The sequence below is a fragment of the Pseudobacillus wudalianchiensis genome, assembly GCF_001685015.1.
Classification (GTDB): domain Bacteria; phylum Bacillota; class Bacilli; order Bacillales; family Domibacillaceae; genus Pseudobacillus; species Pseudobacillus wudalianchiensis.
This window is the reverse complement of sequence record NZ_MAYT01000027.1, coordinates 156,377-179,313: the sequence shown is the minus strand read 5'-3', so window position 1 is coordinate 179,313 and position 22,937 is coordinate 156,377. Positions and strand designations below refer to the sequence as shown.

The 22,937-nt window shown below is 37.5% G+C and carries 32 protein-coding genes; 17 read left to right on the top strand and 15 right to left on the bottom strand.

The window, feature by feature from the left end:
- Positions 1 to 327, bottom strand: a complete 327-nt coding sequence (locus tag A8F95_RS13995; RefSeq protein WP_065411062.1) for a four-helix bundle copper-binding protein — start codon at positions 325 to 327, stop codon at positions 1 to 3.
- A 145-nt stretch (positions 328 to 472) separates the two neighbouring features.
- Here A8F95_RS13995 and A8F95_RS13990 point away from each other — a divergent pair, with 145 nt between their 5' ends.
- The 3 genes from A8F95_RS13990 (at position 473) to A8F95_RS13980 (ending at position 3,221) form a co-directional block, all read left to right on the top strand.
- Complete coding sequence (locus tag A8F95_RS13990; protein ID WP_342669960.1) at positions 473 to 1,852, top strand: sensor histidine kinase; 1,380 nt, start codon at positions 473 to 475, stop codon at positions 1,850 to 1,852.
- The gene (locus A8F95_RS13985; protein WP_065411061.1) at positions 1,849 to 2,523 is read left to right on the top strand and encodes a response regulator transcription factor; all 675 of its coding nucleotides are present in this window, start codon (positions 1,849 to 1,851) and stop codon (positions 2,521 to 2,523) included. Before A8F95_RS13990 ends, A8F95_RS13985 begins: the two co-directional genes overlap by 4 nt.
- A gap of 101 nt (positions 2,524 to 2,624) precedes the next feature.
- Complete coding sequence (locus tag A8F95_RS13980; protein ID WP_065411060.1) at positions 2,625 to 3,221, top strand: YdhK family protein; 597 nt, start codon at positions 2,625 to 2,627, stop codon at positions 3,219 to 3,221.
- A gap of 210 nt (positions 3,222 to 3,431) precedes the next feature.
- Here A8F95_RS13980 and A8F95_RS13975 read toward each other — a convergent pair whose 3' ends face one another.
- A complete protein-coding gene (locus A8F95_RS13975) occupies positions 3,432 to 3,842 on the bottom strand; it encodes a DUF1259 domain-containing protein (RefSeq protein ID WP_245671332.1) in 411 nt (136 codons plus the stop codon).
- Between the two features lie 409 nt (positions 3,843 to 4,251).
- On the opposite strand from A8F95_RS13975, the gene A8F95_RS13970 reads away from it, so the two are divergent.
- From A8F95_RS13970 to A8F95_RS13960, 3 genes are all read left to right on the top strand, one after another.
- Positions 4,252 to 5,541, top strand: coding sequence for a purine/pyrimidine permease (locus A8F95_RS13970; RefSeq protein ID WP_065411059.1), 1,290 nt, complete (start codon positions 4,252 to 4,254; stop codon positions 5,539 to 5,541).
- 11 nt (positions 5,542 to 5,552) lie between these two features.
- A complete protein-coding gene (locus A8F95_RS13965; RefSeq protein ID WP_065411058.1) occupies positions 5,553 to 6,254 on the top strand; it encodes an ankyrin repeat domain-containing protein in 702 nt (233 codons plus the stop codon).
- A 378-nt stretch (positions 6,255 to 6,632) separates the two neighbouring features.
- Complete coding sequence (locus A8F95_RS13960) at positions 6,633 to 7,094, top strand: divergent PAP2 family protein (RefSeq protein ID WP_065411057.1); 462 nt, start codon at positions 6,633 to 6,635, stop codon at positions 7,092 to 7,094.
- Positions 7,095 to 7,262: 168 nt separating this feature from the next.
- Here A8F95_RS13960 and A8F95_RS13955 read toward each other — a convergent pair whose 3' ends face one another.
- The 9 genes from A8F95_RS13955 to A8F95_RS13915 all read right to left on the bottom strand — a co-directional run bounded on the left by A8F95_RS13955 (position 7,263) and on the right by A8F95_RS13915 (position 12,433).
- The gene (locus A8F95_RS13955) at positions 7,263 to 7,409 is read right to left on the bottom strand and encodes a FeoB-associated Cys-rich membrane protein (protein ID WP_065411056.1); all 147 of its coding nucleotides are present in this window, start codon (positions 7,407 to 7,409) and stop codon (positions 7,263 to 7,265) included.
- Positions 7,410 to 7,430: 21 nt separating this feature from the next.
- Complete coding sequence (gene feoB, locus A8F95_RS13950; RefSeq protein ID WP_425415002.1) at positions 7,431 to 9,443, bottom strand: ferrous iron transport protein B; 2,013 nt, start codon at positions 9,441 to 9,443, stop codon at positions 7,431 to 7,433.
- On the bottom strand, positions 9,440 to 9,667 hold the full coding sequence (locus tag A8F95_RS13945) for a FeoA family protein (RefSeq protein ID WP_065411054.1): 228 nt from the start codon (positions 9,665 to 9,667) through the stop codon (positions 9,440 to 9,442). Before A8F95_RS13945 ends, feoB begins: the two co-directional genes overlap by 4 nt.
- A gap of 552 nt (positions 9,668 to 10,219) precedes the next feature.
- Complete coding sequence (locus A8F95_RS13940; protein WP_245671330.1) at positions 10,220 to 10,588, bottom strand: hypothetical protein; 369 nt, start codon at positions 10,586 to 10,588, stop codon at positions 10,220 to 10,222.
- Entirely contained in the window at positions 10,557 to 10,916 is a 360-nt protein-coding gene (locus A8F95_RS13935) for a hypothetical protein (protein ID WP_065411053.1), read from the bottom strand. The genes A8F95_RS13940 and A8F95_RS13935 overlap by 32 nt, the downstream gene beginning before the upstream one ends.
- 1 nt (position 10,917) lies before the next feature.
- Entirely contained in the window at positions 10,918 to 11,118 is a 201-nt protein-coding gene (locus tag A8F95_RS13930; protein WP_065411052.1) for a hypothetical protein, read from the bottom strand.
- The gene (locus A8F95_RS13925; protein ID WP_065411051.1) at positions 11,105 to 11,533 is read right to left on the bottom strand and encodes an Hsp20/alpha crystallin family protein; all 429 of its coding nucleotides are present in this window, start codon (positions 11,531 to 11,533) and stop codon (positions 11,105 to 11,107) included. Before A8F95_RS13925 ends, A8F95_RS13930 begins: the two co-directional genes overlap by 14 nt.
- 147 nt (positions 11,534 to 11,680) lie before the next feature.
- Positions 11,681 to 11,926: a hypothetical protein gene (locus tag A8F95_RS13920; RefSeq protein ID WP_065411050.1), complete on the bottom strand. Its 246-nt coding sequence runs from the start codon at positions 11,924 to 11,926 to the stop codon at positions 11,681 to 11,683.
- Positions 11,927 to 11,962: 36 nt separating this feature from the next.
- Entirely contained in the window at positions 11,963 to 12,433 is a 471-nt protein-coding gene (locus A8F95_RS13915; RefSeq protein WP_065411049.1) for a hypothetical protein, read from the bottom strand.
- Between the two features lie 192 nt (positions 12,434 to 12,625).
- On the opposite strand from A8F95_RS13915, the gene A8F95_RS13910 reads away from it, so the two are divergent.
- The 4 genes from A8F95_RS13910 (at position 12,626) to A8F95_RS13895 (ending at position 14,667) form a co-directional block, all read left to right on the top strand.
- Complete coding sequence (locus tag A8F95_RS13910) at positions 12,626 to 13,135, top strand: DUF3916 domain-containing protein (protein ID WP_065411048.1); 510 nt, start codon at positions 12,626 to 12,628, stop codon at positions 13,133 to 13,135.
- Positions 13,136 to 13,225: 90 nt separating this feature from the next.
- A complete protein-coding gene (locus tag A8F95_RS13905) occupies positions 13,226 to 13,672 on the top strand; it encodes a hypothetical protein (protein ID WP_065411047.1) in 447 nt (148 codons plus the stop codon).
- 20 nt (positions 13,673 to 13,692) lie between these two features.
- The gene (locus A8F95_RS13900; RefSeq protein ID WP_141676273.1) at positions 13,693 to 14,205 is read left to right on the top strand and encodes a hypothetical protein; all 513 of its coding nucleotides are present in this window, start codon (positions 13,693 to 13,695) and stop codon (positions 14,203 to 14,205) included.
- 27 nt (positions 14,206 to 14,232) lie between these two features.
- Entirely contained in the window at positions 14,233 to 14,667 is a 435-nt protein-coding gene (locus A8F95_RS13895) for an SMI1/KNR4 family protein (protein ID WP_065411045.1), read from the top strand.
- 191 nt (positions 14,668 to 14,858) lie between these two features.
- On the opposite strand, the gene A8F95_RS13890 is transcribed toward A8F95_RS13895, so the two are convergent.
- Positions 14,859 to 15,404, bottom strand: coding sequence for a GNAT family N-acetyltransferase (locus A8F95_RS13890; protein WP_065411044.1), 546 nt, complete (start codon positions 15,402 to 15,404; stop codon positions 14,859 to 14,861).
- A gap of 328 nt (positions 15,405 to 15,732) precedes the next feature.
- On the opposite strand from A8F95_RS13890, the gene A8F95_RS13885 reads away from it, so the two are divergent.
- The 3 genes from A8F95_RS13885 to A8F95_RS13875 all read left to right on the top strand — a co-directional run bounded on the left by A8F95_RS13885 (position 15,733) and on the right by A8F95_RS13875 (position 18,687).
- The gene (locus tag A8F95_RS13885) at positions 15,733 to 16,776 is read left to right on the top strand and encodes an S-layer homology domain-containing protein (RefSeq protein WP_065411043.1); all 1,044 of its coding nucleotides are present in this window, start codon (positions 15,733 to 15,735) and stop codon (positions 16,774 to 16,776) included.
- A 529-nt stretch (positions 16,777 to 17,305) separates the two neighbouring features.
- Entirely contained in the window at positions 17,306 to 17,953 is a 648-nt protein-coding gene (locus A8F95_RS13880; protein ID WP_065411042.1) for a DsbA family oxidoreductase, read from the top strand.
- A gap of 50 nt (positions 17,954 to 18,003) precedes the next feature.
- A complete protein-coding gene (locus A8F95_RS13875; RefSeq protein ID WP_065411041.1) occupies positions 18,004 to 18,687 on the top strand; it encodes a type 1 glutamine amidotransferase domain-containing protein in 684 nt (227 codons plus the stop codon).
- 50 nt (positions 18,688 to 18,737) lie between these two features.
- Here the strand turns inward: A8F95_RS13875 and A8F95_RS22545 are convergent, their stop codons facing one another.
- The 3 genes from A8F95_RS22545 to A8F95_RS22540 are packed head-to-tail and all read right to left on the bottom strand — an operon-like array spanning position 18,738 to position 19,378.
- The gene (locus A8F95_RS22545; protein ID WP_176713703.1) at positions 18,738 to 18,911 is read right to left on the bottom strand and encodes a hypothetical protein; all 174 of its coding nucleotides are present in this window, start codon (positions 18,909 to 18,911) and stop codon (positions 18,738 to 18,740) included.
- Positions 18,912 to 18,950: 39 nt separating this feature from the next.
- Positions 18,951 to 19,235 carry a PspA/IM30 family protein gene (locus A8F95_RS21750; RefSeq protein ID WP_077247378.1) on the bottom strand — a complete coding sequence of 95 codons (285 nt, stop codon included), beginning with the start codon at positions 19,233 to 19,235 and terminating at the stop codon, positions 18,951 to 18,953.
- Positions 19,232 to 19,378, bottom strand: coding sequence for a PspA/IM30 family protein (locus A8F95_RS22540; RefSeq protein ID WP_176713702.1), 147 nt, complete (start codon positions 19,376 to 19,378; stop codon positions 19,232 to 19,234). Before A8F95_RS22540 ends, A8F95_RS21750 begins: the two co-directional genes overlap by 4 nt.
- 336 nt (positions 19,379 to 19,714) lie before the next feature.
- Between A8F95_RS22540 and A8F95_RS13865 the strand changes: the two genes are divergently transcribed.
- The 4 genes from A8F95_RS13865 (at position 19,715) to A8F95_RS22535 (ending at position 22,831) form a co-directional block, all read left to right on the top strand.
- Entirely contained in the window at positions 19,715 to 20,446 is a 732-nt protein-coding gene (locus A8F95_RS13865; protein WP_065411040.1) for an ABC transporter ATP-binding protein, read from the top strand.
- Positions 20,443 to 21,507: an ABC transporter permease gene (locus tag A8F95_RS13860; RefSeq protein ID WP_065411039.1), complete on the top strand. Its 1,065-nt coding sequence runs from the start codon at positions 20,443 to 20,445 to the stop codon at positions 21,505 to 21,507. Before A8F95_RS13865 ends, A8F95_RS13860 begins: the two co-directional genes overlap by 4 nt.
- Positions 21,508 to 21,547: 40 nt before the next feature.
- Complete coding sequence (locus A8F95_RS13855; protein WP_065411038.1) at positions 21,548 to 22,201, top strand: TetR/AcrR family transcriptional regulator; 654 nt, start codon at positions 21,548 to 21,550, stop codon at positions 22,199 to 22,201.
- A 459-nt stretch (positions 22,202 to 22,660) separates the two neighbouring features.
- Positions 22,661 to 22,831, top strand: a complete 171-nt coding sequence (locus A8F95_RS22535; RefSeq protein ID WP_176713701.1) for a hypothetical protein — start codon at positions 22,661 to 22,663, stop codon at positions 22,829 to 22,831.
- Positions 22,832 to 22,937 lie beyond the last annotated feature (106 nt).

Genomic DNA, 22,937 nt, shown 5'->3' with positions numbered 1-22,937 from the left:
TTACGCTGCCAGCTTATGGCACTCTTCAGCACAGCGGAAACACGCCTCAGCACATTTCTGGCAATGATCATGCTCATGTTTTTTGCATTCATTTCCGCACGCCTCGCAAATGTCGGCACATAACTGGCAGATTTGTTTAGCAAATGGACTGTTCGATTGCATAGACTTAATCGCTAACGCACATATATCCGCGCATTCTCTGTCTAATCGGATACAACCGGCCATCATGCTGACATCTTCCTCTTTTAAACAGGAATCATAACAATGGTTGCATGCTTCCATGCATTCAATACAAGCTTTGATACATTCCTCATATATCGTGTTCATCAAGCTTCCTCCTTATAGTAGTAGTCATTTAAAATCTACCCGTATTATGTTATTTCTAACGATTTTAGTAAAACTCCTTAAAAACTGCACAAATTATGATGCTGGATTCAGTATGATAAGAATAGTAAGCGAAAAAGTGGTGAGGATGATCAACAAAATAACGTTAAAACTCGGTCTCTGGTTTTTCTTTGTCATGATCATGATTGAGGTTTGCTTGTTTTTTGTTTTACATACCGGTCTTGTAGAAAGCAGGGTCGAAGAGGAATTACAGGCATTGCTTGCAAGAGGAAACAGTCATAGAGAAGTTTTGGAGGATTCTTATAATAAAGAAACACTCCACCATATTGCTTTAATGGAGTTAAAAGCGAATACGGAAGTCATTATTACAGATCATGAACAGCGTATGATCATCAGTTCTTCTAAAGTAGATAGTGAAGAACAGAAGGTCGTATCTAAAAAATTAAGAAATGTTCCTCGAAATGGAAAGATTTTAGAAAGACGATGGGAGAATGAGCCGTATATTGCTACGGTTAGTCCTTATTTAACGAGTGGCCATCAGAGCGGATACGTCTATATGTTCAAAAGTACGGATCAAATACAAGGCTTGATCTCGAAATTAAATGAGCACTTCTTGTTTGCAGCTGCTTTAACCATGGCACTTTTAATTGTCACGGTTCTGTTCTTATCAAAAGCTTTGACCACTCCTCTTATCCAAATGAAGAGGGCTACAGAAAAGCTAAGCAAGGGTGACTTTTCTGTGCGATTACCTGGTAGAGGAGAAGACGAGCTTGGTGAATTATCACGATCTATCACCGTGCTAGCACAAGATTTAAAGCATTTGAAAGAAGAGAGAAATGAGTTTTTATCGAGTATTTCTCATGAATTAAGGACGCCTTTAACGTATATTAAAGGATACGCCGACGTCGCGAGAAGAAAAAATATTACTGAAAAAGAGAGAGGCCAATATCTCAACATTATTTATGAGGAATCTGAGAAATTGTCTACGATGATGGAAGATTTGTTTAATTTGGCCAAGCTGGACCGCAATGCTTTCGTAATTGATCTAACGAGAATAGAGTTATCTTCTTATATCACAGCCATTTGTAAAAAAATGCTTCCAGCTTTTCAAGAAAAAAAGATGAATCTCGAATGTGAGGGCAGTGAACATATAGAGGTGATGATAGATCCTTTGCGATTTGAACAGATTTTGATTAACTTACTGGACAATGCCATTAAATACTCTGCTCCCCATACAAAAACAAGTATTTGGGCAGAAAGAGAAAAGGGAAAAGTCTTAATTTCCATTAAAGATGAAGGAACAGGAATCCCTAAAGAAGATATCCCTTTCATCTTCGACCGTTTTTATCGAGTAGATAAATCCCGCTCAAGGAATTTAGGGGGAACAGGCTTAGGGCTATCCATTGTTAAAGAATTGGTAGAGGCACATGGAGGCCAAATTGAGATAAAAAGTGAAAGGCAAAAAGGAACCTTGTTTTTGATTTGGCTAGAGGAGGCAATAGAATGAACACGATTTTGCTCGTAGATGATGAAGAGAGGATGTTAGACTTATTAAGCATTTACTTAACACCGAATTATCAATGCATCAAAACTAATTCTGGACTGAAAGCTATTTCCTATATAAAAAGACATGATGTTGATTTGGTTCTATTAGATATTATGATGCCGGAAGTTGATGGCTGGAGTACATGCAGACAAATTAGAGAGTTTTCTGATGTTCCCATTATTATGTTGACGGCAAGAGATGAAAAAATGGACGTAGTCAAAGGACTAAAAATGGGTGCCGATGATTACATAACCAAACCATTCGATGAAGCAGAGCTTCTCGCAAGAATAGAAGCCGTATTCAGGAGAGCCAAGAGCGATCAAAAAATGAAAATGGAATATGATGGACTCTTATGGGATGGAGAGGCTCATGAATTGATTTACGATGGACAAGTGATCCAAGTGACGCCAAAGGAGTTTTCTTTACTCGGATTACTCTTACAACATCCTAATAAAGTCTTTTCGAGAGCCAATTTATTAGAAAGCATTTGGGGAGATGAAGCATTCACAGAAGATAGAACGATTGATTCTCACGTGCGAAATATTCGGGAAAAGCTCCGGCAAGTACATTTTCCTGTTGATCACTATCTGTCCACTGTTTGGGGAGTAGGCTATAAGTGGATAGGGAAGTAGAGACAAAAGAGTTTCCAGTTTACATTAGTGGTGTTCCTCCATATTTTCTGCAAATTTCCTTGATAAGATGATACAACAATCGTCAAAGGAGGATTAGAACCATGCTAAAAAAACAAGTAATGATGCTATGTACAGCTCTCTTTTTATTGTTAGGCGCCTGCTCAAATGATAAGAACGAAAGTGTAAAAAAGGAAGACGAGACAAAAAATATCGAAAATCAAGAGCATACAGAGCAAACGGAAGGAATGGACCATGAAGAGATGGATCATTCTAGCTCCGGAGAAGTTCCAAAAGAATTAAAGGTGAAAGAGAATCCAACGTATAAAGTGGGAGACAGAGCCATCCTTGAGACGGATCACATGAAGGGAATTAAAGGGGCAGAAGCAACGATCGCAGGTGCTTACGATACGATTGCTTATGTTGTCTCCTATAATCCAACTACTGGCGGTGAAAGGGTAACCAATCATAAGTGGGTAATTCAGGAGGAAATAAAAGAAGCGGACGAAAAAGTTTTAGAACCTGGGACAAAGGTAACATTAGAAGTAGACCATATGAAGGGGATGAAAGGGGCTGCAGCTACAATAGAGTCATCAGAACACACAACTGTCTACATGGTCGATTACACTTCTACAACAAATGGAGAAAAGGTAAAAAACCATAAATGGGTAACTGAAAGTGAATTGTCAGCAGTAAAATAAAAAGCACCATAAGTTAGTATCCTATTTGTCTGTAAAACCGCTTTTCTTTTTATAGGAAAGCGGTTTTCGTTTGCTGACTTCGAAACATTGAGTTATCGAAGGTTTTACTTGTTGGAGAATAGGAGATATGAAGGACTTTTACAACTGTCGCGATAAGAAGAGAAAAAGCCACTTATAACGCCTATTAAAGACGTTATAAATGGCTGATCTTTAGAAGAGACCTGCTTCTCTTGCCGCTTCAATACTTTTTCTTGCAAATTCAAATGGATCTCCAACGTTTTCCCAGTGCATGTACATTAAGCGTGGTTCATCAAAAAGCCAGTGGTTGTGAAGAGCTGTAACCGTAATGCCTCTTTTACGCAATGCTGTTAGGAATGGGTTGATTTCTCTTTGAAGGATAACTGTTTCGCCTAGATTAAGAGTTTCGCCATTTCGATTATTTTCAAAAGAGAGGGCAAATGGAAGGGCTAATGGAGAGCGAGTACGACGGCCTAAAATAGTAGCATTAATATTTCGAAGACGCTGAACAACACAAGCGGGAGATGAAGTGATAACCATGCCTCCAATAATATTGGCAAGTCTTTCGCAGGAAGACATGTTGTTTGACATATCGTGTGACATAAAATTCCTCCTTTCAATGGGGATGTAATAATATATGCAGCGACTAAACAGCTTGTCTAGACGAATAAAATGGGGGAATAAAAATTTATAAATTTTGGAGAAATCGCCGATCTTTTTTAAAACGCCCTATAGTATAAAACAAACTTTTTGAATGTTTACGCAGTGAGGTTTTAATACTATCACTATGTAGTGAAGAACTATGCTATAATGCAAAAAATAGCTTATTATATTAAAAAGTCTTTTATTTGGAGAAAATCAATTTTCTTAGATGTAAAATGAACTTCTTCATACACCTTATAATGATTCTGTATTCAAAAGCCCTTCTTTTTAATTAATCATTCATAAAAAGGGGGTTTTTTATTTGAAGTAATTTCTTTAATCGTTAGGCAAAAGTGAAAGGGAAAACAATATGAAGAAACAACGTTTTTATAACAGCTTAAGTGTATTCCAATGGTTTATTTTCCTGCTTGCGAATTCCGTTGCTTTGCCGATTGTAATCGGAAGTGTATTTCATTTATCTATTGAAGAGGTTTCTTCCTTGATGAAGCGAACTTTTTTCGTCGTAGGAATCAGTTCTTTTATACAAGGATGGCTTGGACATCGCTATCCAATCGCTGATGGACCTGCAGGCTCATGGGTTAGTGTATTTGTCATTTTAGCAGGGGTTGCTGCTGGACAAGGAGAAAATACGGAGGACACTTTACAACTTTTAGAAGGGGGATTAATGATTGCAGGGCTTTTGCTCTTCGTTCTCGGTGTAACGGGTTTAGTGAATCGGCTGCTGTTTTTGTTTACCCCTTTAGTTACCGGTTCTTTTCTTTTAATCCTTGCTCTCCAATTAAGTGGTGTGTTTTTAAAAGGAATGATGGCATTGAAGGGGGTGCCGCCTCATTCTGATTATGGAACAGCAGCGATTTCATTTGGTGTGTTCTTTCTTGTTATTTTGTTATCTGTCAAAGGAAAAGGGTGGATTAAAAGTTACGCTATGCTGATCGCCATCTTGTTAGGCTGGCTATTATTTATCTTACTTGGTAAATCGTCTCCTGCCTTTTCAGAGTCTGCTTCTTTATTTACATTACCAGAAGTTTTTGCATGGGGTACACCTAAGCTAGATGCAGGAATGGTCATAACGGCCGTTTTGTTTACCTTTATCCTCGTATCCAATACGGTTGCAGCAGTCACAGCTGCACAACAAGTAGTTCCTGGATCAAAAAGAGACGGAAAACAAACAATTAACAGAGGGACTTGGACAGGTGGTATTTCACATTTTCTCTCTGCTCTTTTTTCTACTATTGGAGTTGTTCCATTGCCTGTATCGTCAGGATTTATTCAATTAACGGGAGAGAAAAGAATAGGGCCCTTCCTGGTTGCAGGCTTGTTGTTATCTGCGATAGCTCTTATCCCGGCAATCGTTCACTTTTTAGCTTTGTTACCAGGACCAATTGCCAGTGCAGCCCTTCTGGCATCGTTTGTCCAAATGGTTGGAATTGCGTTTCAATCTATTTTAAAAGAAGAACTGGATCAACGCCGGCTGACCATATTAGGAATTACATTGTTAATCAGCATTGGATTAATGTTTTTGCCCACTGATCTATTTCGAGATCTTCCTTCTGTTTTACAATATATCTTTAGTAACGGTCTTCTTGTTGGTACGATGATCGTGATCCTGTTGGAACAATTGTGGAAAACAAAAAAATAGGGGCGTTTATGATGTGGAAGAGAATAACAGTATGGCTGGGATGTCTGCTTTTGCTTCCAGCATATGGTTTAAATGATAATCAAGAACAAGGAAAGGAGAGAGAAGCAGTGGAAGAAGGAGTGAATGAACAATTGCTGCAGGCAGCGGAACAGAGAGAAACAGAAAAGGTAAAAAAACTAATTAAAAAAGGGGCTGATATTAATATACAAGATGAAAAGAAGCGAACACCGATCATGATTGCAACGTATCACAATGATGTAGAGACAGCGACAGTTCTCATTAAGGCGGGGGCAGATGTGAACATTCAAGACCATATAAAAAATACTCCTTTTTTATATGCTGGTGCAGAAGGATACATCGAAATTTTGAAGCTTACCATTGAAGCGGGAGCAGACCCTACTATTACAAACCGCTACGGGGGAACGGCTTTAATTCCAGCTTCAGAACATGGCTATATAGAGGTTATAAAGGAATTGCTCACCAAAACGGATATTGATATTAATCACGTAAATAATTTAGGCTGGACAGCTTTAATGGAGGCCATCATTTTAAATAATGGAGACAAAACACAACAAGAAACGATCCAGCTGTTGATCGATCATGGTGCTGATGTTAATATTCCGGATCATGATATGGTAACACCTTTGCAGCATGCACGCGAGAAAGGGTTTAAAGAGATCGAGAAAATCTTGCTGCAAGCAGGGGCAAAATAACTAATCTTATTTGGAAATTATTCAGTTTTTGCTGATAAAGCTTATTAAAAATAAATGTATAAGTTTGTCCTTATGATATTTCATTGGGTTCATATCAAAGAGGCTTTTGACTAAGCTTCTTTTTATTTTTTTATATTGATCAAAAAGATCTATGTGTTAAATTCGAAAACAATTTTTACTAATTGTAAGTATCCGGTAAATCTCTCTTTCAATCTTCTCTTGCTTACATTAGGCTCATTCCATGAATTTATTGTTTAATATGTCTAAAAAAAGAGAAATATCCTATTAAACGGCTGAGTTTTATATCATCTCTTCTTTTTATACGGCAAGAGAATAAAAACTGCTGCTTTTTTTCAAAATAACATGGAGGTGAGCGACTTGAATAGAGGTATTATCATTGCATTATCAAGTATTGGGGTAGCACAGGCTGCGAAAATTCCACTTCACTATATGAAGAAAAAAGAATGGAAGCCTGAACTGTTTTTGGCGACAGGGGGCATGCCGAGCTCTCATTCAGCTGGAGTATCATCCTTAGCTACGTATATTGCCATGAAAAAAGGAGTCTCGACCATTGACTTTGCTCTTTCAGTCATCTTTGGTCTAATTGTTATGTACGATGCCCAGGGAATCCGCAGACAAACCGGTGAATTGACTTTAAAAGTAAATGATTTAGATGAACTGATTGATAAAATTCATCAAGATGATCCGGTTGAATATGAGGAAAAGGTGCCTGATCCGCTTAAAGAAGTGCTCGGCCATAAACCAGGTGAAGTGATAGGCGGAGCCTTGCTGGGAACGTTATTAGGAATGGCTGGCTATTACATGTCGAAGAGAAAATAGACAATCTTCCAGTTCTCTAATCCATATACATAAGAGATGCTTGGAGGAACGGCTTCGGTTGACTAACGATCGTAAACCGCTTGCCGGATAAAAAGGGAGCTGTCGCATAAGCCGATCAATACGGCTTTTTGCGACAGCTCCCTTTTTTATAAACACAATCAAAATGATTTAGTTAAAAGAGTCACATTTGCTTTTACAGCTATTTTTTAAGGAACAGGCAGCACATTTTCCTTCTTTGCTTTTCTTGACATAGCGGAAAATCGTCCAGCCTGAATAACCAAAAATAACCGTGCCAATCGCTATACTTGCTATCATCTGTTCATTCCTCCTAGAGGGTTAGAAGCCTAATAGTTTTCCACCTTGATAAATGACAAAAGACAAGACATAAGCTAACACTAGGGCGTAAATAATCGAAAAATAAGTCCATTTAGCTGAACCAGTTTCTTTTCGGATCGTTCCTACCGTCGCCAGGCAAGGGATGTACAAAAGAACAAACACCATAAAGGTAAAAGCAGCAAGCGGCGTAAATTGCGTAGCCATCAATCCTTGTAAAGAATCTACATTTGGAACGTGATAAATAATGTTCATGCTTGATACGACTACTTCTTTTGCCAAAAATCCTGTAATCAGTGCGGCGCCTGCCTGCCATGTGCCAAAACCAAGAGGTGCTAAAAGCGGCGCTGCAAATCCGCCAACTAAGGCAAGAAAACTGTCGTCCATCTGAACGTTTAAACCGTGAGGACCGGCATAAGTTAACAGCCAAATAATGACGGAACCCCCAAAAATGAAGGTACCAGCTTTTCGGATAAAGCCTTTTCCTTTATCCCAGGTGCTTCTAAAGAGCGCCTTTGATTGAGGAAGACGATAAGGCGGAAGCTCAATCACAAACAAAGATTGTTCCTCTTTTAAAATGGTCATAGAAAACAATTTAGCTAATAGCAGGGCCATGACAATCCCTAACAAATAAAGTGAAAAGACGATGATTGTTTGATACTGAACAAAGAATGCGCCAACGAAAAGCGCATATACCGGTAATCTGGCTGAACAGGACATTAAAGGAGTCAAAAGAATCGTGAGTAATCGTTCTTTTGGCTGTTCAATGGTTCTGGCAGCCATTATTCCAGGAACATTACAACCAAAGCCAATAATCATCGGAATAAAGGCTTTGCCATTTAAACCGACGGATTCCATCACTTTATCCATCACCAACGCTACACGAGCCATATAGCCTGAATCTTCAAGAAGAGAGATAAAGAAAAATAAAATAAAGATTTGCGGCATAAATACTAACACACCGCCTACTCCGGAAATAATTCCGTTAAGAACGAGCGCTTGAATAAAAGAAGAAGCACCGATACTCGTAAGAATCCATGATAGCCAGTTTGTTAACGGCCCTGAAAAAAAACTGTCTAATGCATCTGAAAGCGGTGTACCTAACCAATCAAACGTTAATTTAAACAGGAGGAGCATACAGAGCAAAAAGATTGGCAGCCCTAAAACTTTATTGGTCACGACAGCATCAATCCGGTCTGTCCAATTAGTGGAGTGAGCGGACTGGCGATCGACTGCCTGCTCAATGATCGAGTCGATGTATGTCCGTCTAACCGTATATATCCACTGAGATAAACTGTTTACGCCATGACCCTTCTGCACAGCTTGTTCTGTTTCTTCATAGAGTGCCTTCAAAGTTTCTGTTGATATAAAAGCGGCCAAAAAGTCCTGTACATTTTGATTGCTTTCAAAAAATTGCAAAGCCAGCCAGCGGTGGGGAAAATGGTTCGCAGCTTGTTTTGGCATAAGCTTTGATAATGCTTCAATGCCTTTTTCTAAAGCCGCCCCATAGTGAAGAATCAATGGCTGCTGTTCTATCGTTTGTAAGTTAGCAAGTTGATCACGCAGCAGGCTGCAGCCTTTTCCTGTTCGTGCAATAATTGACGTAACAGGAACGTGCAGGGCAGTAGAAAGTTTTTGTTCATCTACATAAATGCCTCGGTTTTTGGCGACATCGTTCATATTTAAACCAATCACCAAAGGCTTTCCAAATTCAAGAAGCTGGATAGTCAAATTTAAATTTCTTTCTAATTGGGAAGCATCCACAATGTTGACGATCCCATCAAATGAATCATGAATAAAAAAGTTTGAAACGACTCCCTCATCTTTTGATAAAGGGTTTAGTGTGTAAATGCCTGGGAGATCAATGAGCTGTCCTGCTTTATTTTTTAATGTTCCAATTTTCTTTTCGACCGTCACTCCGCTCCAATTTCCAACATATTCGTAAGAGCCGGTCAAATTATTAAATAAAGAAGTTTTTCCGGTATTCGGATTTCCTAACAGAGCAAGGTTCATCATAGCCTCTTTATCTCAATCTGAACTGCTTCCTGATGACGAATCCCAAGACATTGCCCACCATGATTAAGCATAAAAGGGCCCTTAAAAGGCATACGCTCTTTTAATTGGATTTCCATGCCTTCCATAACTCCTAAATCTAGCAATCTCCGTTTTACCATATCGTTTACTCTAGATAAATCTACAATCCTGGCTTTTTCTCCTCGATTTAATTCCGAAAGAAGCACGTGTATTCCCTCCAGCCAATAATAAAAGTCAGCCTCTTTATCAGTTCTTTAAAGAACATTGCCATATCCATAAAAAGACAATGATAATTTTTTCTCAATTATATCAGTAAATACTATTTTTAGAGAACATTTTCTTGAGATTGTAACAAAACATATAAATATCGGAATAAAAGGAAAGTGGAATGGAGAACAGAGAGCGATGCAGTAAGTTGAAAGCTTGTTCACATACTTACTATAATAAAAAGATGAAGGGTCTTGAATCACCTTGTCTTAGATAAAGAAAGATTATATTCAAGCATATAAGAGGAAATGGTAGAAGAAATTAATATGTAATTATTGCTGATGATAAGGAAATTAGCAGCTGGCGCGCGACCGGGAAAAACGGGCTGCTTTAAGCCCATTCATGATAAATACAGAAATGACTTAGGATTTCTCACACTTATTTTTGGATAAAAGGCAAATCTTTGATTAGCTTTAGATAGACATAATGGCCGGCGCCATGCTTAGTTTGAGTTGAACTTTGCCTCTCCATATCTAAGTAAAACAACATTCTCATTTGCCATCTTGTCTGCTATTATTCACTTCATCAATCTCAACATTTGTATTCAGCATTTCATTTTCAATGGCTTGTTCGTATTCTGTGTGATCTATTCCATTATAATGAAAGGAATCATTGATATCTTGTTCTTCGATGGTAGCTAAAATATCACGAATATCATTATGATCCCCAGATATCGAGCCAAACCCTTGGTTCTGTTTTTTATAATTTACAAATCCGCTCGGAAGGTTGTTTCCAAGATTGACACAGGAGGCACCTTCAACTGTTCCAATGGAAATGGAACCAATGAAAAAAGAAGGGGAAAATCGCTTCAAAGCCAACATCCTTTCCTTAATCGATTGTATAGGGCACTGACTTTTCATTCACACTTATTTTGATATCGTCAGCTGTCTGTTTTTTCTTTTCGGTCTGTTCCCGATTTTCTGGGGTATTCGTCTTTTCAGGTTCCTTTTTAGGATGAACAACAGGCGAAAAAGCATTTCCAAGATTCAGCATTCCGCTCAATTCTTTTATATCTAGCTTATCAAGATGAAAGGCCAGTTCCTCTAAGTTTAATTCCTGCAGGTGCAGGTCTTTCACATCGATATTTATGACAATAGAAAGGTTACCTTTACTATGGATAGATGTTTCGAGCGCATTAAGTTTTTCATACAGCTCCTCAAGCTTATCTGATATATGTTCCTGGTCCATCTTATCCTGTTCCTTTTTTAGAATCTTTCGCTACAACCCCTGAATTTGCTTCCACTTTATTGTGGCGGCCCCGAATAGTGCCAAAGCCTTCGTTAAGTTCTGCTTTGCTTTTTCGGCCTTTTTGAATGTTTGTCCCGACAAACAAACCAGAAGAAGAGGTAATTTGATTAATCTTTAATGATCCGTATTTAATTGATGTCATGGCTATTCTCCTCAAGGATTTTAATTTCGTTGTCATCAGCGTTAGAATGAAATGGAATGGTGATCCATAATACTCCTCTTTGTAACACAGCGTCTAATCGCTCTAGCGCACAAGTTTTCGGGACTGATACACTTCTTTTAAAAGGGCCGTAAAAGCGTTCGCTATTGATCACCTTTATATTTTCTTCTATATGTCTATTAGGAATCGTTCCTTCAATTAATAAAGTATTTTGTTGCCGTTTGACAGAAATATCTTCATGACGTGCCCCGGCTATTTCAACAGAAATCATAAAGTATTGATCGGATTGAAAAATATCGATTCTCGGTTCTACAAATGGCGCTATTTCATACAATAATTCGGAAAAATCTTTTCCTAACACATCTTTAACGTTAGAACGAAAATGAGGTTGTACCACTCATTTACTACCTCCCATACAAGGAACTATAATATATTGATTAAAATGACAGTGCGCAAAAGACTTTATATACTATATGAATTTCAATTTTTGGTATGCTAAAAGGTTTATAAGAATTGATATAAAACAAAGGTCAAGCCGTAAATTCTAAAGAGCTTGACCTTGAGCACTAGGGGAAATATTTTGGTTATTCATCATTCCGTCTATCGCATCAGGATCATTAACGCCCATTGTATTCCCAGCGTTAAACACATTCCCGGCCTGAAAACCCATCCCGTTATTTACCTTTCGATGTGCAGCCCAGCCAGGTAATTGATTTTCACCGATAGAAATGGCTGAATTTGTATTCTGAGAATTCACATTGATAGAGCCTAATGTAAAAGCTATTGCCAAGTAAATCCTCCTCCTTTTTCCCTGTACCAGCAAATGTTAGCGGTTATCATTTATTTCACAGTCAATGACATCGGCATCCAAGATGAGAGAGGAGTTTTGCGTGTTGTGAACTTCCCCTGTAAATCTTCCTTGACCAGCATTCCGTTTACTATGTGAGCTCCATCCAGTTAATTCATTTTCTCCAACAGAAACGGCTGCGCATGTATCCAGCACATTGATATTGATTTGGCCAATATCAATATCATTTTGGTTTTCAGCCATGTGTCCATCCAGTAGAATCGTTGGATTGTTTTGTATAGGAGTATCGATTACATCATTATCCATTACGTAACTGTAGTTATTTGAAACTTGAGAATGGCTGATGGATCCAAATCCGTAATTGTTTTTTCGATGTGAAGACCAATTGTTAGCATAATTGGTTCCTACAAAAATTCCAGAAGAAGTATCAATAGAATTAACATAAATTTGATTCACATTCACGTGATTCGTTATTTTGGCAGGAGTCAATATTTTCACTCCTTCACAATATTCGATACAATATAAGAACAAAAATCTAGGCGATACTTTACCATATGTTGAACTTTGAGTAAGGGTTCGCGGTTTTTATTTTCTAAAGCTAAAAACTCTGCAATGAAAATTCATATAGCTATCTAGGGCATTTAAGCAGTATAAGTCATACTTTTAGCAGAGGGAGAAACGATGTCGGATAAAAAAATACGAGGATTAAAGCGCAAAACGAAAAAGATGATAGAAAGAATCGAGCAGGAAACAGAGACATTCCCGTCTGAGTTTTATAACGGGTATTGGCATCTGCATATACCAGCTGCCCAATCTTTCATTTCTTCATCTAAAATACCTCTCTCTATCAAAAGGGCTTGCATGCAGACTTTGCTAGATAGAACAGAGCATTTAATCAAGATAAAGCCTCAATATAATGAGAAGCTGCGCGTGGTCGCCGCTATAGATTTGCCGGATTTATGGAACAGCCAAATCATTGTTTTTACAGGGGACCGTCATTTTAAAGGGTTCTTTGACCGAGATGACGGCGAACAAAGGTGGACACCCTTATCAAAAAAAAGAGACATTGAAAAAGAATGGAGCTTATCTATTCCAGCTGGCGTAGAGACGTTAGGGATAAGAGAAGACTTAACAGAGGAAGATGGAGAGAAATTTGAAAGTGAAATTTGGTTTGTGGGAGAATTAAAATAAACCATTGATCAGCTTAATAAGAAATAACAGAATTTTTTATATTGTCAATTATAGATGATCAAGGAGAAAAAAGAGGAGTAGCTGTTACCGATGATAAATAATAGGAAGGATTTCATGAACCTGCTGGAAACAAAGAGAAATGCAGGTAAAGTAACTTGTTGTGTAAGAAAAATGGATACAACCGGTACGGCTGTAGTAGATTCATTCGTAAAAGAACTTGGTTTCAGACCAATAGGTGAAAAATGGGAACAAATCACTCAACATGAGGCGAGAAATATTCTTATGTATCTTTTTTCGATGGACATGGCTTATGATGCCGAACTAGAGTCCAAACCTTTGGCAGACGAGCTGAGTGATTACTTTTTAAGTACATTTTCTCTCCAATCCAAAATTTTCACTGCCGGATACTTTGAGGAGAATTCCGGATTTTTTAAACTTCAGACGTGGGAGCCGATTACAGATGCTACGTTTGATACAGGTATCGTTGTGTTGGATGCCAATAAAATCGGCATACTTTGGGTAGAAGATGAAGATTAATAATAAACAATTTATGAGGGATGAATTCGATGCTAGGTGTGAAAGATTACTGCCCAAAACTCTATACGAACACATCAGCTATATTAGAAGAGCATAAGCCCAGCTTTAAGAAACTGAAAGGCCAAAGGATAATAGAAATCTGGACAGCCTGGGATCAATTTGATAACGAATGGTTTAATAATTGTCCTGTCGTTGTTTGCTTTAAAGATTGCCAGATCGAGCTCTGTGCCTATAAAACCGATGAATACATTGTTACATTTGATCAAGTTAATGTTGGTGATGAAATTGATTGGTATGGCACAGAGTTAAGGATAAAATGGGAAAAGAACAAGTTGGCTTCTTTCAAAGAAGCTGTTAACAAAAAGGTGAAAGAAATTGAAATTATAGAGTGGATTGAAGGGGAGGGCACCTTTTTATTTGGGATAGGCTTTCAGCTGGAAGGAAGCTATTTTGCCGTGTGCAACGGATTAGACGAGAATATTATTCTGACAGAAGTTAAAGAAGGGACTAACATAAAGAAAATTATTATATAAGGGAGAACCCCGGAAAGGAGAATGAAAATGTGGAAAGAAAGGATTGATAGCTTTCCAGGGAAGTATACTTTTGCTGAGCCCGCCACCAAAGAGGAAATAGGTGAACTGGAGAAATCATTAAACGTGAAACTTTCGCAGGAGTTAAAAAGCTTTTTATGCGAATCTAATGGTGTATTTGATGAATACGACTATCCTTTAGTGTGGCCGGTTCAGCAAATCATTCGTGAAAATACTGAGTTAAGAACCTTTGAGTATTTCAAAGATTTATATATGCCTTTTGACTCTTTGTTGTTTATTGCTAATGCAGGGAATGGTGATTTATTTGGACAGGCTGTCTTAAACGGAGCCATTCAGAGAGAGTATATATATGTTTGGGATCATGAAGACGATAGCCGAACCTGGGTTGCTTCCTCGTTGAAAGATTTTATGAAAGGATGGGCGGGAGGAACGATTAGTATCTAGGAGATACATGAACAGAAACAACAGTAAGATGGATGTGTGTGACGGTAGAGCTAAGTTCATAAGTGAGCCCATACATAACTATCCTAATAAAGCAGAGAAAGTAGTAAGCGGACTTTCTCTGCAGAGAGAATGCATGTCCTCTCTATCCTAAAAAAGTCAATTTTTATGAGGTTTGATTAGACTGGAAGACCTTATCCCTTAAATCTTCCCATCACAACGGTGTTGTAATAGAGGCCGTCTGAAAGGATTTTATCGTGTTCAAGTACGCCTTCGACTTTAAAACCAAACTTTTTGTAAAGGTGTATCGCTTTGTCGTTTGATTCTAGTACCTGTAAAGTGATTTTGGTGATTCCACTTGAATCTGCCCAGGCGATGGATTCCTTCAAAAGATTTGTCCCGATGCTTAATCCCCAATAATCTTGTAAGATGCCTATCCCAAACTCTACCTTATGAGCCAAGCGTTTTAAAAAATTTCCTTCACATCTCGAAAAACCGACAATCCGATCGTTTGCGACTGCAACTAAAAAGAGATTTTTCTCATTCTCTGTATCTGCCTGGATAAGTGATTCAAAACCTTGTGTATCTATGAAGGCTTCACCTTTTTCTCTATCAAGGTTTTCAGTCTCTCCATCAATCTGTAATCTAACGCTTGATAGCTCCTCTGCATCTTTTCTGATAGCAGACCGGATGATGTAGTCTATTCCATTAATAGTAAATTCCTTCTGGTTAATTTTCATCTTTTGGCCTCCCCTGTTTAGTTTTTTCTTTGTTCAATCGTAAAAAATCTGCAGCAGACTCCTGCTTTTTTAGAAGAAACGATATTTTCTTATTATAGATTTATCTGCCATTCTTGCAAAGTATGGGAGAATGATAAATTTGTATGTAGAGTGGACTATTCATTTTTAAGCCGGTGTTCGTCTTCTTAATTTTATCATTTTATGCAGCTGCATCTTTTGTAAAGAAAAGCATGACCTTCGTTTAATTTCTTAATCAATAGTAAATAATTGGTTTTCGCTTGGTATAATAAACAAAAAATGAATTAAAGTGGGAAAGGAGAAGAGAGACATGAAAAAAATGAAACATAGTTTGATTGCCGCCTCATTAGCAGGAATCCTTTGCTCAATGCCTGCAGCTTTAACAGAAGCAGCAAGCTTTAACCCTGTGTTAGCACAGCCTACGAGTACATTCCCTTTTAAAGATGTGCCTATACAATACAAGGAAACGGTGTCGTCTCTTTATCAAAATAAGTTTTTTAATGGTGTGAGTGCAGAGGCATTCGGTTGGGGATTGCCAATTAAACGGGTAGATGCGGCCATGATTGTAGCGCGTGGGATCGGTTTTAGAAAAAGCTTTCATGTACCAGGGGAGAGGGCGACGTTTCAGGACATTCCGGATCGTGCGAAAGATGAAATTTCCTATCTTCAGCTTTATAGAATCATCCAAGGAAAAACGGATACCCTTTTCGGTTCCAATGATATGATCACGAGAGGAGAAGCGGCTATTATTCTCTCAAGAGCCTATTATGATGTACTGTTATCGCCGAACGAAACGGTGCACCAATTTACAGATGCAACAGGAAGATACGCGACCGCCATCAACCGGCTTACCGCTTCAGGCATTGTAAATGGAAAATCGCTTACGAAGTTTGGCACGAATGACCCTGTAACACGAGGAGAGTTTGCCGTTATGACAGCCCGGTTGAGTGACCCGGCTTTATCCCCATCCACTCACGGTGATCTGCTTTCTTCACAAAATGGATTAACAATAAAAACAGAAAAGGAGAGCTACAGTCTGTCGTCTGATCCAGCTGTAAGCGTGATGCTTGTTAATACGGCAGACTTTGATTATATTTCTACCCGTGAATACATACTGGAAAAGAAACAAGGAGAGAAGTGGCTGCAGATAAAATACAATTTGGGTACACAGTTTCTATCTGATATGCCACCAATAGAAGCGGGCGAAAGAAAAAAAGTAACCCTCTCATTTGAGAGTTTTAGAACATTAATGACCGCAGGCAAATACAGAGTGAGGCATACATTTAGTCCGGCACATAGTGAAGGGAAGGAAGAGCCTGTACGCATAGCGGCTGAATTCACATTGACAGAATAGAAGGGAAAAGCTTGGTCGTTTTTTGGTTAGATAAAGATTAAGCTCGTTCTTAAAAAGGAAGAGTGTATATGACTAAATGATGACCCGGCATTGCTCGATTATTAAAATTTCTTCAAAGTATACAAAAAAGAATGAACCCCGAAGAACCCGTTCAATTGAGCGGGTTCTTTTTATGGTTAAATTCGATAACTGTATTGAAACAGATAGAGATGGGACTACTTAAAAACAGTGAAGAGGAACCATTCAAAAGGCAGCTTTGAATCAAATATCAACCTAATTTTGTTATTTTCAAAGAAAATTTATCTTAAAACATTGTGTGCAAAATTCAAATCAAAACATCAACAAATAAAAAACTCATCCAGCAATAAAGAAAACATTTCATTTAGTTATGTAGAATAAGGAACAATAAAAATGAAAGAAAAAATAAAAACATAAAATTATGTCAAGAATAATGGCGCATGAAATGAATTTACTTTTCATTCAAAGGAATAGATCATATGTACAGCATGATAAAAAGGGGAGGGTCACTGTGACTGTAAAAATTAAGGTGTATTCAGATTACGTCTGTCCTTTTTGTTTCTTAGCAGAAAAGCCGTTGGAGGAAGCCATCAAAGGAAAAGATGTAGAAGTAGAATGGATGCCTTTCGAGCTGCGTCCTTATCCAAATGAAACATTAAAACCTGAGGGCGACTATTTACAAAGTACGTGGAAGCAATCAGTCTATCCACTAGCAGAACAGATGGGAATCTCCATTATCCTGCCAAAGGTATCACCACAGCCCTACACACATTTAGCGTTTGAAGGGTATCGATACGCAAAAGAACAAGGAAAGGGAAACGAGTATAATGACCGAGTGCTGCGTGCCTTTTTTCAAGAAGAACAAGATATTGGGAATATTGAAGTACTGACAAAATTAGCTGGAGAGATTGGGCTTAATGAGGCAGAATATCGGACAGCTTTGGAGAGAAGAACTTATAAAGAAGCGCATCAGCAGGCGTTAAAACATGCCTATGAAGAAGCAGACATTACAGCCGTTCCAACGTTTGTCATCGGCAACACCACGATCGGAGGAATCCGATCGAAAGAAACGCTTGAGCAAATTATCAATGAAGAGAGCCAAAAGGAAACAACGAATAGTTCAATCGAAGGCATGGCCTGTGATATGGATGGCTGTTAAGGAAAGGATTTTTAAGAGTAAATAATAAAAATAAGGAAGTGAAGAAGGTTATGGCAAAAGTATTAGCTGTTCTTTCAAGCGGATATAAGGACGAAAAAAACAACTATGAAACCGGATGGTGGGGCGAAGAGCTTTTTGCTCCGTTACATGCCTTAGAAAAGGCAGGTCATCAAGTCAATTTGGCTTCTCCATTAGGAGGAAAGCCGGTCGTTGATCAGACTAGCTTCTTACCAGAATATGATCCTGAAGGGACGTATAAGGCGCTCTATGAATCAGGGAAGGCAGATGAAACAGCAAAACTTATGGATATCAATCCAAAGGAATATGATGCCGTGTTAATCGTTGGCGGCCATGGAGCCATGTATGACTTAGCTAAAGATGAAGACTTACATCAAATTATTAATGCCATTTACGATAACGGAGGCATTGTAGCTGCCGAGTGTCACGGTCCGGCTCCTCTTATTTGGACGCTGCGTCCAGATGGCAAAAGCATCATTGCCGGAAAGAAGGTAACAGGTTATCCGGATGAAATTGAACCCGAAGGATTACTTGATATTTTACCTTTTAGTTTGGAACAAGAAATGAGCAAAATTGCCTCTTATGATAAGGGAGACTTGTCTAAAAAAGCCCATGCCGTATGGGCGGATGAGCAAATCGTGACAAGCCGTGATCCCTTTTCATCCGAATTGATGGGAGAAGAGCTAGCAAAGGCACTTGAGAAAAGAAATAAATAAATGAATGAAAAGAGAAGCGCCGTCATGAAAAGGCGCTTCTCAAACATTGTTTAGGCTGTTTCTCTGGATAAACCCTTCTTTAGCTTTTGAAGCTCCTCTTGCAGAAACTCTTCTAGGCTGCTATCCATATAGCCTTTCGCCGGGGGTTCATCTGGTTGTAAAGATTGATTGAAGGCTTGAACTTCTGACTCCATTAATAAAATACGATCTTCTGCTCGGGCCATTCCTTTCGCGATATTTTCAGAACTAAATGAAATAGCCGTTTACTGCATTTGCTTAATTGATCGAGCTACGTTCGCTCTGCCGCTTAATAAAATTCTTTTATGCAGCAGCTTATTGTATGTTCCTTTGAATTCCTGTAATTTTTCTTTAAGAGATTCTGCCTGCTGCTGTATGGCTTTAAGTTGCTCTATGTACAGCTTCAGCTGGTTTTCCTGGAGGCTTTTTTCATACAGAGCGAGAGTGGCCATATTGTCGTTACCTTGTTCTACGGCAAGCCTTGCTAGTCGCTCTTTTTTAACAATCAACGCTTCTGTTTCAGAAATCAAGACTTGTTGTTTTTTTCAAGAAAAATTTGTCTAGCAAGAGCATCCTGGCCCTTTGCCAGGTTCCCTTCCATTTCTCTTACATATTGATTTAACATTGCAATCGGGTCTTCTACTTTATCCAGTGCACCATGTAATTCTGCCATCCATGCCCTCTGCCCATAAAATGTTGTCCGTGAGGGGAGAGGAACCTCATCAAATTCAAAGCAAATTTGAAAAGTAAAAAGATACTTATCGCGATTGCTCCCCAAAAGAAACCTTTCTTCACATTTAATTTCATACTCCATTCCCTTCTTTCTTTGATAGGTTGAATTTTAAAGGGGGAAAGTAAAGTTTGGTGAAAGGAGAATATTTTGTTAAAAGATAATGAAAACCTTGGATTGCCTGTGTAAAGAGATAATAAAGTTATTGAAAAACCATCAACTTAAAAATATAATAAAAGTAAGTGATTAAACACTCACTTTTAAGAGGGGGAATAAAAAATGAGTGAAACTAATACTATTCAAATTCAAGAAGTCACGAAAAGTTTTGGAAAGAAAGTTGTATTAAAAGACATCAACTTTGATATTAAAGAAGGTTGTATTTATGGTTTTATTGGGCCTTCCGGAGCTGGAAAAACAACATTAGTTAAAATGATAGTTGGTATGGATATTCCAGATAAAGGGTTTATCTATTTATTAGGTAAAAAAATGCCTAATTTAAATATCTTACAGCAAATTGGCTATATGGCACAATCAGATGCGTTATACATGGCCCTTACAGGTAAGGAAAATCTAATGTTTTTCGCATCTCTATTTAAATTAGATAAAACTGAAAAACAGAAACGCATTGCCTATGCTGCTGACTTAGTTAACCTAACTGCCGATCTTAATAAAAGAGTGTCAGCTTACTCAGGAGGTATGAAACGTCGATTATCTTTAGCAATTGCTTTAATTCAAAATCCTAAAGTTCTGATTTTAGACGAACCTACTGTGGGGATAGACCCTGAATTACGATTAAGTATTTGGACTGAGCTTTTAAGATTAAAAAATGAAGAAGAAAAAACCATTATTGTAACGACTCACGTAATGGATGAAGCAGAAAAATGTGACTACATTGCAATGGTTCGAGATGGTTCATTTATTGCAACTGGCACACCTCGCCAATTGAAAGACCAATATGAAGTAAATAGCTTGGAGGAGGTATTTTTAGATGCCGGGAGGAAAGTACAATGAGAACAGTAGCACTTATTAAGAGAATTTTATTACAAATACTTAGAGATAAGCGTACATTGGCTCTTCTCTTTGTGGCTCCTTTATTAGTTTTAACACTAATGAACCTAGTTTTTAATGGAAATACCGTTGATCCTGTTTTGGGAGTTGCTAATGGGAATCAGCAACTCCTTGAAAAATTAAAAGGTGCTGACATTGAGGTCAAAGAATATAACAAAGTTTCAAATGTGAATGAAACTATATTAGATAAAAATTTAGATGGATTTTTACAAGTCGATGGCAATAAAGCAACGATAACGTTACTTAATAACGATCCTTCGATAGCAAAAAGCTTAGAAATGAAAGTAAAGCAAACTTATAGTAAAGAAATCCAATTAAAGCTAATGGGAGCAAACGCAATTCGGAGTGAACTTCCATCACAGGATTTGATGAAAACCAACTATGTATACGGCAGCAGCGATACAGAGCTTTTTGATACTTTTAGTCCTATTTTGGTAGGGTTCTTTGTCTTCTTTTTCGTTTTTTTAATCTCTGGCATTGGGCTATTGAACGAAAGAACAACTGGAACGCTAGAACGTTTGTTAGCAACACCTATTAAAAGAGGAGAGATTGTCACAGGCTATCTTGTTGGCTACGGTATATTAGCAGTGATACAGACCATTATTATTGTTTTGTTTGCAATCAATGTGCTAGATATGGTTTTAGTTGGTTCCATTTGGAATGTTATTTTAATTAATATCATCGTAGCACTTGTGGCTTTATCACTTGGAATATTATTATCTTCTTTCGCAAGTTCAGAGTTCCAGATGATTCAGTTCATTCCAATTATCGTTGTGCCACAAATATTCTTTTCAGGCATTTTCTCTATCGAGGGAATGGCGGAGTGGCTACAAGTATTCGCAAACTTTATGCCATTGTATTATGCAGCAGATGCGTTAAAAGGAGTAATGTACGAAGGTTTAAATTTAACTGACATTAGTAGTAATTTATATATCTTGTTGGCTTTTTCAGCAGTATTTATCGTCTTAAATTTGTTTGCTCTGAAAAAGTATCGTAAGCTATAATACGGTAACGATATAGCGTTAAGCAAAGATGGTGAATAAAATGGTAAATAATAATCTATTGGATGAAATGGCTAAAATACTTAAAAAATCAAATAAACAAACGGTTAAACAAAAGAAAATTATTGAGGTTGCTATTACACTTTTTGCAGAAAAAGGATATTCAAATACTGCAACATCAGAAATAGCAAAAATGGCAGGCGTTGCTGAGGGAACCATTTTTAAGCATTATGGAACAAAGGAAAATTTATTATTATCTATAATGGTACCTTTTATAAAAGATTTTTTCCCTACGATGGCAGATGAACTTATTGGAGAACTAATGAATGATAAGTGTACATTTGAAGAGTTTTTAAGAGCTTTTTTAACAAATCGTATTGCTTTTATCTCGGAAAACAGAGAAATATTTCAGGTAGTCATAAAAGAAATAATTTATAAAGAAGAACTTAAAAATGAAATACTTCCCTATATTTTAGAAGCGGCGTCTGTTCGCTTAGTAAAAGTAATTGAGATATTCAAACAACGGGGAGATATAAAAGACATACCAAACGACTCAATCCTAAAAATGCTGGGCACAGTAATGAGTGGATTCTTTATTTCTAATTTTATATTGTTAAATAAAAAATCCATTAGCGAAGATGCCATTGAAGATATCGTATTTTTTATACTAAATGGGTTTGGGCAATCTCCTCAATAAAAGGATTTTTATGAAATGCTCATTAGTAAGAAGAGACAATTAAAATGTACCATTTTCAATAACAAGCAGCTGTAAAACAGCTGCTTGTTATTTTTATACAAAGAGTAATGAGTTATATCGGATATATACATTGAAGATTGTGATTAAATATACTTAAACTAACGGGTGCTTTAGTTAAAAAGAATTAAATGACTTTATTATCCTTTTTAGCAGTAAAATTCTTTTAGATCAATGTGGTTTTAAACAACTTTTAAAGGCCTCATTACATATCAAACATAGTAAGGCTTTTGTTTATTTTAGTGAATTAAAACAACTTTATTATCGCTCTACAGCCTAAAAAAGCAATGATATAAAAGCTCTATTTTAGATTAACTTTATTACACGAGCCGTAGTGAATAAGCAATTCAAAGTATATTTTTCTTCCCGTTACAAACCATATTTGTATCGGAGGTGAAGAAATTGAAAAAAGGCAATAACAATGAAAGCAGCAATGTTGGAAATGGCAACACGTCTCAAGATGAGATTATGAATAGAGTGAATCAAACGTTTGATGAAATGGTGCAAGAAGTGAGAAGTATGATTAATGACAATAACGAGGCAGTTAACAGGGAACAGTCTGAACGTTCTTAATGATGTTTTTAAAGCTTTTTGACATAACACGTTTTCTGGCAGCTGCAAGAACCAAGAATGAAATTATTCAATTTAATGCGGAAAAACATTAAAAAAGCTAAAAAAC

Bases quoted from the DNA above. Each gene is read 5' to 3' on its own strand.
- A8F95_RS13905 (WP_065411047.1), top strand. From the start codon at position 13,226: ATGATAAATAATAGGAAGGATTTCATGAACCTGCTGGAAACAAAGAGA.
- A8F95_RS13985 (WP_065411061.1), top strand. From the start codon at position 1,849: ATGAACACGATTTTGCTCGTAGATGATGAAGAGAGGATGTTAGACTTA.
- A8F95_RS13955 (WP_065411056.1), bottom strand. From the start codon at position 7,409: ATGATAGCAAGTATAGCGATTGGCACGGTTATTTTTGGTTATTCAGGC.
- A8F95_RS13910 (WP_065411048.1), top strand. From the start codon at position 12,626: ATGTCGGATAAAAAAATACGAGGATTAAAGCGCAAAACGAAAAAGATG.
- A8F95_RS13865 (WP_065411040.1), top strand. From the start codon at position 19,715: ATGAGTGAAACTAATACTATTCAAATTCAAGAAGTCACGAAAAGTTTT.
- A8F95_RS22545 (WP_176713703.1), bottom strand. From the start codon at position 18,911: ATGGCCCGAGCAGAAGATCGTATTTTATTAATGGAGTCAGAAGTTCAA.
- A8F95_RS13995 (WP_065411062.1), bottom strand. From the start codon at position 327: ATGAACACGATATATGAGGAATGTATCAAAGCTTGTATTGAATGCATG.
- A8F95_RS13885 (WP_065411043.1), top strand. From the start codon at position 15,733: ATGAAAAAAATGAAACATAGTTTGATTGCCGCCTCATTAGCAGGAATC.
- A8F95_RS13965 (WP_065411058.1), top strand. From the start codon at position 5,553: ATGTGGAAGAGAATAACAGTATGGCTGGGATGTCTGCTTTTGCTTCCA.
- A8F95_RS13930 (WP_065411052.1), bottom strand. From the start codon at position 11,118: ATGACATCAATTAAATACGGATCATTAAAGATTAATCAAATTACCTCT.
- A8F95_RS13970 (WP_065411059.1), top strand. From the start codon at position 4,252: ATGAAGAAACAACGTTTTTATAACAGCTTAAGTGTATTCCAATGGTTT.
- feoB (WP_425415002.1), bottom strand. From the start codon at position 9,443: ATGATGAACCTTGCTCTGTTAGGAAATCCGAATACCGGAAAAACTTCT.
- A8F95_RS13935 (WP_065411053.1), bottom strand. From the start codon at position 10,916: ATGGACCAGGAACATATATCAGATAAGCTTGAGGAGCTGTATGAAAAA.
- A8F95_RS13990 (WP_342669960.1), top strand. From the start codon at position 473: ATGATCAACAAAATAACGTTAAAACTCGGTCTCTGGTTTTTCTTTGTC.
- A8F95_RS13940 (WP_245671330.1), bottom strand. From the start codon at position 10,588: ATGAAAAGTCAGTGCCCTATACAATCGATTAAGGAAAGGATGTTGGCT.
- A8F95_RS13980 (WP_065411060.1), top strand. From the start codon at position 2,625: ATGCTAAAAAAACAAGTAATGATGCTATGTACAGCTCTCTTTTTATTG.
- A8F95_RS13975 (WP_245671332.1), bottom strand. From the start codon at position 3,842: ATGTCACACGATATGTCAAACAACATGTCTTCCTGCGAAAGACTTGCC.
- A8F95_RS13855 (WP_065411038.1), top strand. From the start codon at position 21,548: ATGGTAAATAATAATCTATTGGATGAAATGGCTAAAATACTTAAAAAA.
- A8F95_RS13860 (WP_065411039.1), top strand. From the start codon at position 20,443: ATGAGAACAGTAGCACTTATTAAGAGAATTTTATTACAAATACTTAGA.
- A8F95_RS13900 (WP_141676273.1), top strand. From the start codon at position 13,693: ATGAATTCGATGCTAGGTGTGAAAGATTACTGCCCAAAACTCTATACG.
- A8F95_RS22540 (WP_176713702.1), bottom strand. From the start codon at position 19,378: ATGGCAGAATTACATGGTGCACTGGATAAAGTAGAAGACCCGATTGCA.
- A8F95_RS13875 (WP_065411041.1), top strand. From the start codon at position 18,004: ATGGCAAAAGTATTAGCTGTTCTTTCAAGCGGATATAAGGACGAAAAA.
- A8F95_RS13890 (WP_065411044.1), bottom strand. From the start codon at position 15,404: ATGAAAATTAACCAGAAGGAATTTACTATTAATGGAATAGACTACATC.
- A8F95_RS13895 (WP_065411045.1), top strand. From the start codon at position 14,233: ATGTGGAAAGAAAGGATTGATAGCTTTCCAGGGAAGTATACTTTTGCT.